General features: G+C 62.8%; 14 protein-coding genes. 7 read left to right on the top strand and 7 right to left on the bottom strand.

Features of this window, described 5'->3' with window-relative positions; genetic code table 11:
* Nucleotides 1–6: 6 nt before the first annotated feature.
* Genes gatB through gatC form a run of 6 tightly spaced genes read right to left on the bottom strand, consistent with a single transcriptional unit; the run spans nt 7 to nt 4,389 of the window.
* Nucleotides 7–1,488 carry an Asp-tRNA(Asn)/Glu-tRNA(Gln) amidotransferase subunit GatB gene (gene gatB / locus HDEN_RS03140; protein WP_013214681.1) on the bottom strand — a complete coding sequence of 494 codons (1,482 nt, stop codon included), beginning with the start codon at nt 1,486–1,488 and terminating at the stop codon, nt 7–9.
* 54 nt (nt 1,489–1,542) lie between these two features.
* Nucleotides 1,543–1,842 carry a hypothetical protein gene (locus HDEN_RS03135; protein WP_013214680.1) on the bottom strand — a complete coding sequence of 100 codons (300 nt, stop codon included), beginning with the start codon at nt 1,840–1,842 and terminating at the stop codon, nt 1,543–1,545.
* On the bottom strand, nt 1,835–2,152 hold the full coding sequence (locus tag HDEN_RS03130; protein WP_244466087.1) for a chorismate mutase: 318 nt from the start codon (nt 2,150–2,152) through the stop codon (nt 1,835–1,837). The genes HDEN_RS03135 and HDEN_RS03130 overlap by 8 nt, the downstream gene beginning before the upstream one ends.
* A 36-nt stretch (nt 2,153–2,188) precedes the next feature.
* Complete coding sequence (gene gatA / locus HDEN_RS03125) at nt 2,189–3,688, bottom strand: Asp-tRNA(Asn)/Glu-tRNA(Gln) amidotransferase subunit GatA (protein ID WP_013214678.1); 1,500 nt, start codon at nt 3,686–3,688, stop codon at nt 2,189–2,191.
* Entirely contained in the window at nt 3,685–4,098 is a 414-nt protein-coding gene (locus tag HDEN_RS03120; RefSeq protein WP_013214677.1) for a hypothetical protein, read from the bottom strand. The genes gatA and HDEN_RS03120 overlap by 4 nt, the downstream gene beginning before the upstream one ends.
* Nucleotides 4,099–4,101: 3 nt before the next feature.
* The gene (gene gatC, locus HDEN_RS03115; RefSeq protein ID WP_013214676.1) at nt 4,102–4,389 is read right to left on the bottom strand and encodes an Asp-tRNA(Asn)/Glu-tRNA(Gln) amidotransferase subunit GatC; all 288 of its coding nucleotides are present in this window, start codon (nt 4,387–4,389) and stop codon (nt 4,102–4,104) included.
* 210 nt (nt 4,390–4,599) lie between these two features.
* Here gatC and ruvX point away from each other — a divergent pair, with 210 nt between their 5' ends.
* The 5 genes from ruvX (at nt 4,600) to dprA (ending at nt 9,356) form a co-directional block, all read left to right on the top strand.
* Nucleotides 4,600–5,100 carry a Holliday junction resolvase RuvX gene (gene ruvX / locus HDEN_RS03110; RefSeq protein ID WP_013214675.1) on the top strand — a complete coding sequence of 167 codons (501 nt, stop codon included), beginning with the start codon at nt 4,600–4,602 and terminating at the stop codon, nt 5,098–5,100.
* 115 nt (nt 5,101–5,215) lie between these two features.
* On the top strand, nt 5,216–6,187 hold the full coding sequence (locus tag HDEN_RS03105) for an aspartate carbamoyltransferase catalytic subunit (RefSeq protein ID WP_013214674.1): 972 nt from the start codon (nt 5,216–5,218) through the stop codon (nt 6,185–6,187).
* Complete coding sequence (locus tag HDEN_RS03100; RefSeq protein ID WP_013214673.1) at nt 6,187–7,533, top strand: dihydroorotase; 1,347 nt, start codon at nt 6,187–6,189, stop codon at nt 7,531–7,533. Before HDEN_RS03105 ends, HDEN_RS03100 begins: the two co-directional genes overlap by 1 nt.
* A gap of 34 nt (nt 7,534–7,567) precedes the next feature.
* On the top strand, nt 7,568–8,170 hold the full coding sequence (gene plsY / locus HDEN_RS03095) for a glycerol-3-phosphate 1-O-acyltransferase PlsY (RefSeq protein WP_013214672.1): 603 nt from the start codon (nt 7,568–7,570) through the stop codon (nt 8,168–8,170).
* Entirely contained in the window at nt 8,157–9,356 is a 1,200-nt protein-coding gene (gene dprA / locus HDEN_RS03090; protein ID WP_013214671.1) for a DNA-processing protein DprA, read from the top strand. Before plsY ends, dprA begins: the two co-directional genes overlap by 14 nt.
* Nucleotides 9,357–9,389: 33 nt before the next feature.
* Here the strand turns inward: dprA and HDEN_RS03085 are convergent, their stop codons facing one another.
* On the bottom strand, nt 9,390–9,569 hold the full coding sequence (locus HDEN_RS03085; RefSeq protein ID WP_013214670.1) for a hypothetical protein: 180 nt from the start codon (nt 9,567–9,569) through the stop codon (nt 9,390–9,392).
* 223 nt (nt 9,570–9,792) lie between these two features.
* Between HDEN_RS03085 and topA the strand changes: the two genes are divergently transcribed.
* The gene (gene topA / locus HDEN_RS03080) at nt 9,793–12,555 is read left to right on the top strand and encodes a type I DNA topoisomerase (protein WP_013214669.1); all 2,763 of its coding nucleotides are present in this window, start codon (nt 9,793–9,795) and stop codon (nt 12,553–12,555) included.
* Nucleotides 12,552–14,855, top strand: a complete 2,304-nt coding sequence (gene rnr, locus HDEN_RS03075; protein WP_013214668.1) for a ribonuclease R — start codon at nt 12,552–12,554, stop codon at nt 14,853–14,855. The genes topA and rnr overlap by 4 nt, the downstream gene beginning before the upstream one ends.
* Nucleotides 14,856–14,908: the final 53 nt, after the last annotated feature.

Below are 14,908 nucleotides of genomic sequence, written 5' to 3'. Positions count from 1 at the left end.
CGCGCTTCAAATGCCGAGCTTGGCCTTCAGGATGTCATTGACCGCAGCAGGATTGGCTTTTCCGCCTGTCGCCTTCATGACCTGACCGACGAACCATCCGAGCATGGACGGCTTGGCTTTCGCCTGCTCGACCTTGTCGGGATTTGACGCGATGATCGCATCGACCGCCTTTTCGATGGCGCCGGTATCGGTCACCTGCTTCATGCCGCGCTTTTCGACGATCTCGGCCGGGTCTCCGCCTTCCGTCCAGACGATTTCGAAAAGATCCTTCGCGATCTTTCCTGAAATCGCATTCGACGCGATGAGATCGACGATCGCTCCGAGTTGCTGCGCCGACACCGGACACGTCTCGATGTCCTTGCCCTCTTTGTTCAGGCGGCCGAACAGCTCGTTGATGACCCAGTTCGCGGCGAGCTTGCCGTCGCGGCCATTCGCAACGCTCTCGAAGTAGTCGGCCGACGAGCGCTCGGCGACGAGCACGTCCGCGTCGTAAGCCGAAAGGCCGAACGACTTGATGAAGCGCGCGCGCTTTTCGTCCGGAAGCTCGGGCAGCTTCGACTTGAGATCGTCCACGTAGTCTTGCGTCAGCTCCAGCGGCAGCAAGTCGGGATCGGGGAAGTAGCGGTAGTCGTGCGCCTCTTCCTTCGAGCGCATCGAACGCGTCTCGCCTTTGACCGAGTCGAACAGGCGCGTCTCCTGATCGATCTTGCCACCATCCTCGATGATGTCGATCTGGCGCCGAGCTTCCACTTCGATCGCCTGACCGATGAAGCGAATGGAGTTGACGTTCTTGATCTCGCAGCGCGTACCGAGCTCGTCGCCGGGCTTGCGGACTGACACGTTGACGTCGGCGCGCAGGTTGCCCTTCTCCATGTCACCGTCGCACGTCCCGAGGTAGCGCAGGATGGTGCGCAGCTTCGTGACGTACGCCTGCGCCTGCTTCGACGATCGCAAATCCGGCTTCGACACGATTTCCATCAGCGCCACGCCGGAGCGGTTGAGATCGACGTAGGAATAATCCGGATGCTGATCGTGCAGCGACTTGCCCGCATCCTGCTCGAGATGCAGCCGCTCGATACCGATCTTCAGCGTCTCGCCGTCGGCGTCGATCTCGACCTCGCCTTCGCCGACGACAGGCTGCTTGTACTGCGAGATCTGATAGCCCTGCGGCAGATCGGGATAGAAGTAGTTCTTGCGATCGAACACGCTTTTCAGATTGATCTCAGCCTTGATACCGAGGCCCGTGCGGATCGCCTGCGCCACGCATTCCTTGTTGATGACTGGCAGCATGCCCGGCATTGCCGCGTCGACGAGCGACACATGGCTGTTGGGCTCTGCGCCGAACGCCGTCGAAGCTCCCGAAAACAGCTTCGCATTCGACGCGACCTGAGCATGAACTTCCATGCCGATGATGACTTCCCAATCGCCAGTTGCGCCCGCGATCAGGTTGTTCGGCTTGGATTTCACTGCGACTTTCTGAGAGCTCATTCGTCATCTCCAGCCCTGCGCCGCCTTCATCCAAGGCCAAGCGCCAGACAATTCCTAGTTACGATTGCGCTTCGTGAGATAGCCCACGCCCGCATAGACGAAGCCGGCCACCAGCGACACGATGAAGACGCCCGCGACCGAGCGCCCAAGGGTCGGCGCGTCCCAGATGCGAAGCAGCGTTGCGACGTAGAGCACAGCGACGCCCGCAATCGCACCCGCAAAAGCCGCGATCAGCAGCTTGCTCTTTTCGTTGGCCTTCTGACCCAGCATGAACGCGACGACGATCGTTGCCGGGTTGAGAATTCCGTAAAGCAGAACCTCGACCAGAGGCACGGTCTGTTCGAAGTCAGGCACTGCCGTTGTCTCCGCTTTTCACTTTGGCGTCCTGCGCCTGCCGAAGCTTTTCTTCCTCATACTGCACGAACCAGCCGATCATGTTGCGCCATTGCGCGCCGACCATGTCGACCATTTCCGGCGGCATGTTTTTCTCGCTTGCACGCGCCTTCACGCGATCGATGACCTGCTGGATGCGCCACTGAACGACGGCGCCTTCCTGCGTCGTCATTTTAAGCTGCCAGGCGCGGTCGACGTAGCCGTACCGCTCGGCGATGAGGTCGACGAGCGCCGCATCGATGCGGTCGATCTCGCTGCGCACTTGGGACATGTCTGCGCATTCCCACGGCCGTTTCGGATCCATCGTCTAACCCTTCATCCACCATTTGGCAGGCACCGCGAACCGGCCTGCCGAATCCTCAATCACCTGCGCCGTCCGGAACAGCGTTTCCTCGTCGAACGGCTTGCCGATCAGTTGCAGCCCGAGCGGCGTTCCCTGCGAGGAAAGCCCGGCCGGAACCGACATGCCGGGCAGCCCCGCCATGTTCACCGTCACGGTGAAAATATCCTCGAGATACATCGCCAGCGGATCACCCGACTTTTCGCCGAACGCGAATGCGGGCGACGGCGTCGTCGGCGTCAGCACGACATCGACCTTGTCCCAGGCGAGATCGAAATCACGCTTGATGAGCGTGCGCACCTTCTGCGCCTTGAGATAGTACGCGTCGTAATATCCCGCCGACAGCACGTAGGTGCCGATCAGGATACGGCGGCGCACTTCCTTGCCGAATCCGGCCGCGCGCGTTTTTTCGTAGGTGTCTGTCAGATTGTCGCCGCTGACGCGAAGGCCGTAACGCATGCCGTCGTAGCGCGCGAGGTTCGAAGAACACTCCGCCGGCGCGACGATGTAATAGGCAGGCAGCGCGTACTTCGTGTGCGGCAGCGAGATTTCATGGATCGTGGCACCGGCCGCCTTCAGCCACGCGATGCCCTCGTCCCAGAGCTTCTGAATTTCCGCCGACATGCCGTCGACCCGATACTCCTTCGGAATGCCGATGCGCAGGCCTTTGACGCCCTTGCCGACCGCCGCTTCATAATCGGGAACCGGCGCATCGACCGACGTCGTATCCTTCGGATCGTGGCTCGCCATCGCGCGCAGCATGATCGCACTGTCGCGGACGGTTTTCGAGATCGGCCCCGCCTGATCGAGCGACGACGCGAACGCGACGATGCCCCAGCGCGAGCAGCGGCCGTAAGTCGGCTTCATACCGACCGTGCCGGTCAGCGCCGCAGGCTGGCGGATCGACCCGCCTGTGTCGGTTGCCGTCGCCGCGAGACAAAGATCGGCCGCAACCGCCGCCGACGACCCGCCGGACGAACCGCCCGGAACCAGCTTGTCGTCCGAAATCTTGCCGTCCGCACCTTTGCGGCGCCACGGACTGACGACGTTGCCGAAGGCGCTCGTCTCGTTCGACGAACCCATCGCGAACTCGTCGTTATTGAGCTTGCCGAGCATGATCGCCCCGGCATCCCAAAGATTCTGCCCGACCGTCGATTCATACGGCGGTTTGAAATCGTCGAGGATCTTCGAGCACGCGGTCGTCCGGATACCCTTCGTGCAGAACAGATCCTTGTTGCCGATCGGCAGCCCTTCGAGCGATCGCGCCTGTCCGGCCGCGATCCGCTTGTCGCTGTCCTTCGCCTGAGCGCGCGCATGCTCCGGCGTTTGCAGAACATACGCATTGATCGCCGGGTTGGCGGTATCGATCGCCGCGAGAAATGCGTCCGTCAATTCCAGGGCAGAAAAGGACTTGTTCTTGAGGCCATCGCGAGCCTCGGCCATCGTCAGTTTCGTGAGATCCGTCACTCAACAGTCCCTTTCAGTCCTTTGCAGCGCTCATAAACGAGAGCCTCGCCGTCGCTGGCAACCTTGATGCGGTCGGCATCGAGACGCGTGAACGTCACCGTCTCCTCGTACTCCTCGGCGCCCTCGGAACATTGCATTTTCGTTTCGAAGGTGTTCGCCGACGTCTCGCGGATCGATTCAAATTTACAGCCGCCTTCCCAGCTGCGCGTGCCCTCTTGCGTGAGCATCAAAGGATACGTCGCGATGTTGGGCGTCGCCTTGCCGCTCTCGATGTCCTTGAGCTTCTTGCATCCGGTCGTCGGCGAGTAGATGCCTTCGCCGACGAACGCGCCCGAAGTCTTTTCATCGGCGCAATAGCCCGCCGTCGAAATCAGACAGAGCCCAGCCGCCAGAACTGCGCTGCGAAGCATCCGCTACTCCACGATTTTCGGAACGACGAAATAATGATCTTCGGTCAGCGGCGCGTTGGCCGTTACCGCGTCGGCGATTTCGCCGTCGTTGACCACGTCGTCGCGCATCGCCAGTTCCTGGGCGACGACACGCGTCATCGGCTCGACCGCAGACGTATCGACCTCGTCGAGTTGCTGCGCCCAATCGAGAATGCCGGAAAGTTCTTTTTCCAGGCCCTTGGCCTCGGCATCGCTGATCCGGATCCGGGCGAGGCGCGCGATCCGGCGAACGGTCGCTTCGTCGACCTGCATTTGGAATTCCTTCGAAAAGCTCGGAGAAAGGTCTTCGCTGCTCTCTTACCCGTCCCGGTGCCTCCGAGGCAACCTGCCCGGAGCGTTCTTGCACGGCGACACGGCGACTGGGACCAAACGTCTTGTTTCCGCTTGCATTTGCGGTGTCGCTGGGCTCGCGGCGCTGCTACTTCCTTGGCAAGCATCAATTCAGAGCGAATGGCGACCCGCATGAGCCAGCCGGCTTCCCCGGAAATACCCGGCCGCACGACCGAAGACCCACAGGAATTTATTGCCGCCGCGACCGCGTCGGGCCGCCTGATCGGCATCGACGGCGGCACGAAGACGCTCGGGCTCGCGCTTTCGGACGTGACGCGCACCATCGCCTCGGCGCTCGAAACCATCCGGCGGACGAAGTTCACAGCTGACGCCGCGCGCCTTCTGGCGCTCGCCACCGAGCACGGCGTCACCGGCCTGGTTCTCGGCCTGCCGCGCAACCTCGACGGCACCGAAGGTCCCCGCGCGCAAGCGACGCGGGCCCTGGCGCGCAATCTCAATAAGCTGAGCCCCCTGCCGATCCTGCTTTGGGATGAGCGTCTGACCACGGCGGAGGCAGAGCGCATGCTGATCGACGCCGACCAGAGCCGCAAACGCCGTGGCGAGGTCATCGATAAGCTCGCAGCTACGATTATCCTGCAAAGCGCTCTTGACCGTCTCGGACGCCAGCGCTGAAAAGCCTCGCGAACTTTCTCTTCACAGAACCGTCTACCGGCCGTTAAGGGATTTCCACTACGCCGACGCACCGCGCTTGCGGGCACGCCAGACTCCGCCTATAGACACGGCTTTAATGACATCAAAACCGAACTCGAACGCGCTGAAAGTTTTTCCGCGCCGCCATTTGCTGACCTGCGAGGGGCTGTCGGCGAATGAGATCAATTTTGTGCTCGATCTTGCCGACAAGGCTGCCGATCACATCCGGCAGAACGGCAAGAAGCGCGACGTCCTCGACGGGCGCACGCTGATCAATCTCTTCTTTGAATCCTCGACCAGAACGCAAGCCTCCTTCGAAATGGCGGGCAAGCGTCTCGGCGCCGACGTGATGAACATGAACGTCGCGACCTCGTCGGTCACCAAAGGCGAAACGCTGGTCGATACGGCCGTGACGCTCAATGCGATGCGCCCCGACATCATCGTCGTCCGCCATCATGCCGCCGGCGCGGTCGAGCTGTTGTCGCAAAAGGTCGATTGCTCGGTCATCAACGCCGGCGACGGCGCTCACCAGCATCCGACCCAGGCCCTGCTCGACGCCCTGACGATCCGCCGCGCCAAGGGCCGCGTCGCCGGGCTGACCGTCGCGATCTGCGGCGACATCCTGCACTCGCGCGTCGCACGCTCCAATATCAATGTCCTGAACGCGCTCGGCGCGCAGGTGCGCCTCGTCGCACCCTCGACGCTTCTTCCTTCGTCGCCCGAACGGCTCGGGACCGAGGTTTACACCGACATGTGGAAAGGCATCGACGGCGTCGACGTCGTCATGATGCTGCGCCTGCAGCGCGAGCGCATGGACGCATCCTACGTTCCCTCCAGCCGCGAGTTCTTCCACTTCTTCGGGCTCGATCACGAGAAGCTCGCGCGCGCCAAGCCCGACGCGCTCGTGATGCATCCCGGCCCGATGAATCGCGGCGTCGAGATCGCATCCACGGTCGCCGATCATTCCCGCAGCGTGATCCGCGAACAGGTCGAAATGGGGGTTGCCGTGCGTATGGCCGTGCTCGAAGCGCTCTCGGCGCATCTGCCAAGCTTCAAGGACGTCGCCTGATGAGCAAGGCAGCAAGCAAAACCATCGAGAAGCCGAAGAGCGCCGGTCCGGCAACCGTTTTCATCAACGCGCGGCTGCTCGATCCCGCATCCAGCCGCGACGAGCCGGGCGGTCTGCTCGTCAAGGACGGCATCATCGCCGACCTCGGCAGCCATCTGCGCCGCAATGCGCCCGAAGGCGCAACGGTTATCGACTGCAAAGGCCACGTTCTGGCACCCGGCCTGATCGACGCGCAGGTCTTCACCGGCGAACCGGGTTACGAGCACCGCGAAACACTGAAGACCGCCAGCCACGCCGCTGCTGCCGGTGGCGTCACGACCATTGTCGTCATGCCCGACACCAATCCGGTGATCGACCAGGTCTCGCTCGTCGACTTCATCCAGCGTCGCGCCCGCGACAACGCCCTCGTCCACGTCCACACGATGGCGGCGATGACAAAGGGCCTCAAAGGCGAAGAGATGACCGAGATCGGCCTCCTGAAACGGGCCGGAGCGATCGCATTCTCGAACGGCAAGTCGAGCGTCGTGAACACGCGCGTGATGCGCAACGTGCTGAGCTACGCCAAAGACTTCAACGCTCTCGTCGTGCACCACACCGAAGACCCCTATCTCTCGGGCAGCGGCGCAATGAATTCCGGCGAAGTCGCCTCGCGCCTCGGACTTCCGGGCATCTCGAAAATCGCCGAGACGATCACCCTCGAACGCGACGTGCGCCTCGTCGAAATGACCGGCGGCCGCTACCACGCCGCGACGATCAGCTGCCAGGAAAGCCTCGACGTCGTGAAGGCGGCGAAGGCGAAAAAACTGCCCGTCACGTGCGGCGTCTCGATCAATCACTTGACGCTCAACGAAAACGACATCGGCCCGTATCGCACCTTCTTCAAGGTCCGCCCCCCGCTCCGCCGCGAAGAAGACCGCGCGGCGATGGTGCAGGGGCTCGCGAACGGCGACATCGACGTGATCGTGTCGAGCCACGATCCGCAGGACGCCGACACCAAGCGGCGCCCCTTCGCGGAAGCAGCCGACGGCGCCGTCGGGCTTGAAACGCTGCTCTCGGCGGCCTTGCGTCTGGTGCATTCCGGCGACGTCACCCTTCCCGCGATGCTGAAGGCGCTGACCATCAATCCGGCACGCCTCCTTGGGCTGCACAGCGGCCGTCTTGCAAAAGGCGCGATCGCCGATCTCGTGCTGTTCGATCCCGGCGAGCCCTGGGTCGTCAACAAGGACCTGCTGCGCTCGCGGTCCAAGAACACGCCGTTCGACGAAGCCAAGATGCAGGGTCGCGTGCTCAGAACGGTTGTTGCCGGAGAAACCGTCTACGAATACGCTGGCGTCGAACGCACCTGAGCCTTTCGGCAATTCAACGGAATTCGCTTCGCGCATGGACCCCTCGTCCCTCCCCACGCTGCTGCTCGCATTCGGCGTCGGATACGCTTTGGGCTCCATCCCATTCGGCCTGCTGCTGACGCGTCTCGCCGGACTCGGCGACGTTCGCCAGATCGGATCGGGAAATATCGGCGCGACCAACGTGCTGCGCACCGGCCGCAAAGGTCTCGCCGCCGCGACGCTCCTTCTCGATGCCGCCAAAGGCGCAGCCGCCGTGCTGATCATGCACGCCGCGTTCGGACCGACAGCCGCGACCGTCGCGGGCTTCGGAGCGCTGCTCGGACACATCTTTCCGGTCTGGCTGAAATTCAAAGGCGGAAAGGGCGTCGCGACGTTCCTTGGCGTGCTGGTCGCGCTGGCGTGGCAACTGGCGGCGGTCTTTGCCATCGTCTGGCTTGCCGTCGCGGCGACCACGCGAATTTCATCGCTTTCGGCCCTCGTCGCGACCGTCGCCGTTCCGGTCGCGGCGTTCCTGATGGGCTACGAGCAAATTGCCGTCGCGGCCGCGCTGATGGGCGCGATCATCCTGATCAAGCACCGCGCAAACATCCGCAGGCTTCTGGCGGGCGAGGAGCCGAAGATCGGTGCCAAAGCCTGAGCTTTTCAGTCCCGCGCCATTGCCGATAGCCGCGCTTTCGGACGCCGAACGGCTTGCCTGTCTGCGCTTGATCCGGTCCGAAAACGTCGGGCCTGTCACGTTTCGCGAACTGATCAACCATTTCGGCGGCGCGCAGAACGCGCTCGACGCATTGCCCGAGTTGTCACGGCGCGGCGGCTTTGGCCGTCCCGTTCGCGTTTGCCCCGCGCCCGACGCCGAGCGTGAACTCGAAAACGCCCGCCGCTGCGGAGCTATTTCCTTGTTCACGATCGAGCCGGGCTATCCCGCCATGCTCGCACGCATCGATGCGCCGCCGCCGATGCTCTACGTCAAAGGCCGCCTTGAGCTTTTGAATAAGCCGGCCGTTGCGATCGTCGGATCACGCCAATGCTCGGCCGCGGGCACCCAACTCGCCCAGCGCTTCGCGCATGACTTGGGAAAGTCCGGCCTCGTCGTGGTATCCGGCCTCGCGCGCGGCATCGACCGCGCCGCGCACGAAGCCTCGCTCGCTTCCGGCACGATCGCCGTCCTCGCCGGCGGACTGGATTGGATCTACCCGCGCGAGCATGCCGACCTGCAACGCGTCATCGGCGAGCAGGGGTGCCTTCTCACAGACCGCCCGCCGGGCTTCAATCCGCGCGAAAAGGATTTCCCAAGACGTAACCGCTTCATCGCCGGACTCTCTTATGGCGTCGTTATCGTCGAAGCGGCGTTGCGCTCCGGAACCCTGACGACAGCCCGCTACGCCAACGATCTCGGCCGCGAAGTTTTTGCTGTGCCGGGTCACCCGCTCGACCCGCGCGCCGAAGGCACCAATCGTCTGATCAAACAGGGTGCCACGCTCGTCACCGACGCCGAAGACGTCATTGAAACGCTACAGCCTATTATTGGTCAGCAGGCATTTCGCGAGACTGTTGGTGAAACGGACTTCGCGTCGGCGTCAGAAACGCCCCGCACGTCCCCCCATCCAATTTCGCCGACCGTCGCCGTGCGCCGTAAACCCGACGGACTAGCAGATATAAGCGCCGTCCTCGCAGCCCTAAGTCCCGCACCGATCGCGGTCGATGCCATTGCGCGCGGCACCGGGCTCGCCATTCAGAGCGTGCAAATAGCGCTTTTGGAACTCGATCTGGCAGGCCGCATCGAACGTCACGGACTTAGTCTCGTGTCGTTGAAAGCCCCCTGACCGAGGTCTTCGGCGAAATTATAGTTAAGAAATTTAGCCCTTAAGCGATTCAGCAATCGCTTCTTCTCGGGACTGTGCGATCAGCGCCGGTAGCTTCTCGCAACGTTCGCGTTCGGCGAGCGTCTTGAGCTCGCTCAGGAGATCCGCAAGGTATTCAAGGCGCTCTCGCCTTTCCAGGTCGGGCGCTAGAGCGCGCGCTTGAGCCTCGGCCATTCCCATTTCCTCACGTTGAGCATCGTCAGCGTAATGAACGTTAGTTACCTCATTCCTCTATAGGTTGCAACAAGCATGCTAAATTATCTCAGGTAGCAATCGTCGGTATTTGACACCGCTGCGGCGATCAACCATGTTCCCCGCCCGCCGCACGGACACCGATGTAAGCGGCAGATTCTCGACCTGGCTCGGAGGCCAGACGGGCCAGGAGCGAAAACACCACATGAACGTCGTTATCGTCGAATCCGCCGCTAAGGCCAAGACGATCAACAAGTATTTGGGGTCTGGCTACAAAGTCATTGCGTCCTACGGGCACGTCCGTGACCTTCCTGCGAAGGATGGCTCGGTGGAGCCGGACCACGATTTCGCGATGCAATGGGAAGTCGATAGCAAGTCCCAGAAGATCATGCGCGAGATCGCCGACGCGCTCAAGAACGCCGACAAGCTGATCCTCGCGACCGACCCTGATCGCGAAGGCGAGGCGATCTCCTGGCACATCCTGGAGATCCTCAATAATAAGAAGGCGCTGAAAAAGGGCACCGAGGTCGAACGCGTCGCCTTCAACGCCATCACCAAGCAGTCGATCCTCGCCGCGCTGAAAGAGCCGCGCAAGATCGACGAACCGCTCGTCGAAGCCTACCTTGCCCGTCGCGCGCTCGATTATCTCGTCGGCTTCACGCTGTCGCCGGTTCTCTGGCGCAAACTGCCGGGCGCACGCTCGGCCGGCCGCGTGCAGTCGGTGGCGCTCCGTCTCGTCTGCGATCGCGAAGCCGAGATCGAAGCCTTCAAGACCGACGAATACTGGACGATCGAAGCGCTGCTGACGACGAGCAGAGGCGACGACGTCAAGACGCGCCTCGTCGCCATTGAAGGCACCGCGCTCAAAAAGCTCGACATCAAGGACGAAGCATCCGCGACCGCGATCAAAGCCGCCCTTGAAGGCCGCGATTTCCGCGTCGCGTCGATCGAGAAGAAGGCGGCAAAGCGCAACCCCTATCCGCCGTTCACGACCTCGACCCTACAGATGGACGCGTCGCGCAAGCTCGGCTTCTCGGCCAAGCAGACGATGCAGATCGCGCAGCGTCTTTATGAAGGCGTCGACATCGGCGGCGAGACGGTCGGCCTCATTACTTATATGCGAACCGACGGCGTTCAGATCGTCCCTGAAGCCGTGAGCCAGATCCGCGACGTCATCTCGGCCGAATACGGCAAGCAGTACACGCCGTTCGCGCGCGAATACAAAACGAAGGCGAAAAATGCGCAGGAAGCGCACGAAGCCATCCGTCCGACCGACCCGCGCCGCAAACCCGATCAGGTTCGCAAGTACCTCGAAAAGGATCAGGCGGCGCTTTACGATCTGATCTGGAAGCGCGCGATCGCGAGCCAGATGGCCCCCGCCGACATGGAACAGACCGCCGTCGAGATCGAGGCCAAAGGCAGCGACGGCAAAAACTACGGCCTGCGCGCCAACGGCTCGGTGCTGCTGTTCGACGGCTTCCTCAAAGTCTACGAGGAAGGCCGCGACGACCGCTTCCGCTACATCGAGAAGGGCAAGGACGACCCGGAAGGCGAAGACGAGGACCGCCGCCTGCCGGCGCTCGCCGAGGGCGATCATCTCAAAGACAAGGAAATCAGCGCGGACCAGCACTTCACGCAGCCGCCGCCGCGCTTTTCCGAGGCGACGCTCGTCAAGCGCATGGAAGAACTCGGCATCGGCCGGCCTTCCACCTACGCCTCGACGATGGCCGTGCTCGTCGATCGCGACTATGTCCGCATCGAGAAGAAACGCCTCGTTCCCGAGGACAAGGGCCGCCTCGTCATCGCGTTCCTCGAGAGCTTCTTCAAGCGCTACGTCGAATACGATTTCACGGCGGAGCTGGAAGAAAAGCTCGACCTCATCTCCAACAACGAGCTGGCCTATAAAGAAGTGCTGCGCGATTTCTGGCGGCAGTTCATTGCCTCGGTTGGCGAGATCAAGGATCTGCGCGTCGGCGACGTTCTCGAAGCCCTGAACGAAATGCTCGGGCCGCACGTCTTCCCCGACAAGGGCGACGGCAGCGATCCGCGCCTATGCCCGAAGTGCAATCAGGGTCGGCTCAGCCTCAAGATTTCAGGCAAATACGGCGCCTTCATCGGTTGCGGCAACTATCCGGAATGCAACTACACGCGCCAGCTTTCCCAAAGCGCCAACAATGGCGAGGCGGCGCTCGACGGCAAAGTGCTCGGATATAATGACGACGGCATCGCCGTCGCGCTGCGCACCGGCCGCTTCGGTCCTTACATCCAGCTCGGCGAAGCCACAGGCGACGAGAAGCCGAAACGCTCGAGCATTCCGAAGGGCATCGACGCCGCGACGCTCGACTTCGAAAAGGCGATGCAGCTTCTCTCGCTGCCGCGCGACGTCGGCGTGCATCCGACCGAAGGCGGCATGATCACCGCGAGCCTTGGCCGCTTCGGGCCGTTCATCCTGCACGAGCACGACGGCGCCAAAACCTACGTCAATCTCGGCAACGTCGAAGACGTGTTCACGATCGGCATCAATCACGCCGTGACGCTGCTTGCCGAAAAGCGCGCGGGCGGCGGCAAGAGCCGCTTCCAGCGGAATGCTCCCAAGGTTCTGAAAGACCTCGGCGCGCATCCGAGCGAAGGCGGCCCCGTGCAGGTGCTCGAAGGCCGCTACGGTCCTTACGTCACGCACAATAAGGTCAACGCCACCGTGCCGCGCGGCAAGGACCCTTCGGCGCTGACGATGGATGAAGCCGTGGCACTCATCGCCGAGCGCATCGCCAACGGCGGCGGCAAGAAATCGAAAGCATCGCGTTCGTCCGCCAAGCCGAAAGCCGCGAAGGCTGCAAAGCCCGCCAAGGGCGAAGCAGCACCCGCCGCAAAACGGACTGCAAAACCGGCAGCGGCGAAGAAAGCGGCTCCGGCTAAGAAGTCAGCAGCCAAACCCGCCGCTAAAAAACTCGCAAAGGCCAAAGCCTGAAGCAGAAGCTACGAGGGAAGACACCGCGCGGCAAACCGCAGGGCGCAGCGCGCGTTGCCACCGATCGCGGTCTGCCGAGCAAAGAACAGATCCTCGAATTCCTGAACTCTGCCCAAGGCAAGGCGGGCAAGCGCGAGATTGCGCGCGCATTCGGCGTCTCGGGCGGCGCGCGCATCGCACTGAAGCGCATCCTCGCCGAGATGGCCGCCGATGGCACGCTCACCGGCGACAAGAAGCATCTCAAGGAAAAGGGCAAGCTTCCGCCCGTCACGACGCTCGAAGTCACCGGACGCGACGCCGACGGCGATCTGATCGCCAAGCCGCTGCAATGGGACGAAGACGAGGGCAAGCGCCCCACCGTGCGCCTGTCGCTTTCGGCGCGCTCGGCGGATAACGACATCGGCATCGGCGACCGCGTTCTGGCGAAGCTCACCAGACTCCCCCGCGCAACCGGCGGCGGCGCGATCTTTGAAGCGACGCCGATCAAGAAGCTGCCGAAAGAGAAACGCCGCCTGCTCGGCATCTTCCGCGCGTCGAAGCGTGGCGGCGGAACGATCGAGCCGATCGACCGCAAGGAGCTGAAGAGCTGGCCGATCCTGCCCGACGACATGGGCGAAGCCAGCGACGGCGATCTCGTGCGCTTCGAACTCGTCCGCCGCGGCCGCTTTGCGACGCCGCGTGCGGAAATCGTCGAAAGCCTCGGCAATCCCGACGACCAGCGCCAGATTTCCCTGATCGCCATCCACGCCCACGGCATTCCGGAAGACTTTCCCGAAAGCGTGCTGAAGGAATGCGAAACGCTTTCCGCCCCGACGATGGATCGCCGCGAAGACCTACGCGCAGTCCCGCTTCTGACGATCGACCCCGTCGACGCGCGCGATCACGACGACGCCGTGCATGCCGAGTTCGACAGCGATCCGAAGAACGAGGGCGGCTTTATCGTGACCGTCGCGATCGCCGACGTCGCGCATTACATCCGCCCCGGCTCGAAGATCGATCGCGAAGCGCAACTGCGCGGCAACTCGGTCTACTTTCCGGATCGCGTCGTGCCGATGCTGCCGGAAAAGATTTCGAACGACCTCTGCTCACTGCGCGAAGGCGAAGAGCGCGCCTGCCTCGCCGTGCATCTCGTGTTCGACCGTCACGGCGAGAAGCGTCGTCACAAGTTCGTTCGCGCGATGATGCGTTCGGCTGCCAAGCTCTCGTATCAGGAAGCGCAGGCGGCAATCGACGGGCAGCCTTCGGAAAAATGCGAACCGCTGATGGAGCGCGCTCTGAAGCCGCTCTGGGCTGCGTATCGCGCCGTTGCCATCGCACGCGACAAGCGCGGGCCTCTCGATCTCGATCTGCCGGAGCGCCGGATTGTTCTCGATGACAAAGGCCGCGTCGCACGCGTCGTCACGCCGGAACGTCTCGACGCGCACCGCCTCATCGAAGAATTCATGATCCAGGCGAACGTCGCGGCCGCCGAGACGCTCGAAGAAAAGCGCTTGCCGCTCGTCTATCGCGTGCACGATGCGCCGAGCGCGGAGAAGCTGAAAGGCCTGCGCGACTTCCTCGAAACGCTCGACATGAAGGTTCCGCACGCAGGCGCGCTCAGGCCCGAAGCCTTCAACAAAGTTCTCGAACAGGCAAAAAACCTGCCGGTGCCGGATCTCATCAGCGAGGTGATCCTGCGTTCGCAATCGCAGGCGGAATACACCCCGAAGAACATCGGACACTTCGGCCTGAACCTCGTCCGCTACGCGCACTTCACGTCACCTATCCGCCGTTACGCCGACCTCATCGTGCACCGCGCGCTGATCCGCGCGTTGGATCTCGGACCCGATGGACTGACGGACGAAGAAATCCCACACCTCGCGAGCGTCGCCAAGGCGATCTCCGACACGGAGCGGCGCGCCATGTCGGCGGAGCGCGAAACGACCGACCGTCTCATCGCCGCTCACCTCGCCGATCGCATCGGCGCGACGTTCCCAGCGCGCATCGCGGGCGTGACGCGCTCCGGCCTGTTCGTGCGCCTGAAAGACACCGGTGCGGATGGATACATCCCCATCTCGAGCCTTGGCGACGATTATTATCACCACATTGAAGCCTCTCACGCGCTGGTGGGCGCGCGCACGGGCGCCGGCTATCGCCTCGGAGACACGGTCGAAGTGCGGCTGCTGGAAGCCATCCCGTCCGCCGGAGCGCTGCGATTTGAAATGCTGACGCCAGCCTCGCGCGGGAATTTTGCGGCGCTCAAGGCGGGCACGCGCGGGGCTCCGAGAAGAAGATTCGGCAAATTCCAGCGTCGTCGATAACGTCGCAGAAACCGCCTACGTATTGACCATGCCGCCTGGACAGCCCATCACCA

The sequence above is a fragment of the Hyphomicrobium denitrificans ATCC 51888 genome (assembly GCF_000143145.1).
GTDB classification, from domain to species: domain Bacteria; phylum Pseudomonadota; class Alphaproteobacteria; order Rhizobiales; family Hyphomicrobiaceae; genus Hyphomicrobium_B; species Hyphomicrobium_B denitrificans.
Note: the sequence above shows the minus strand (reverse complement) of the source record. Positions and strands in the feature narration are given on the sequence as shown.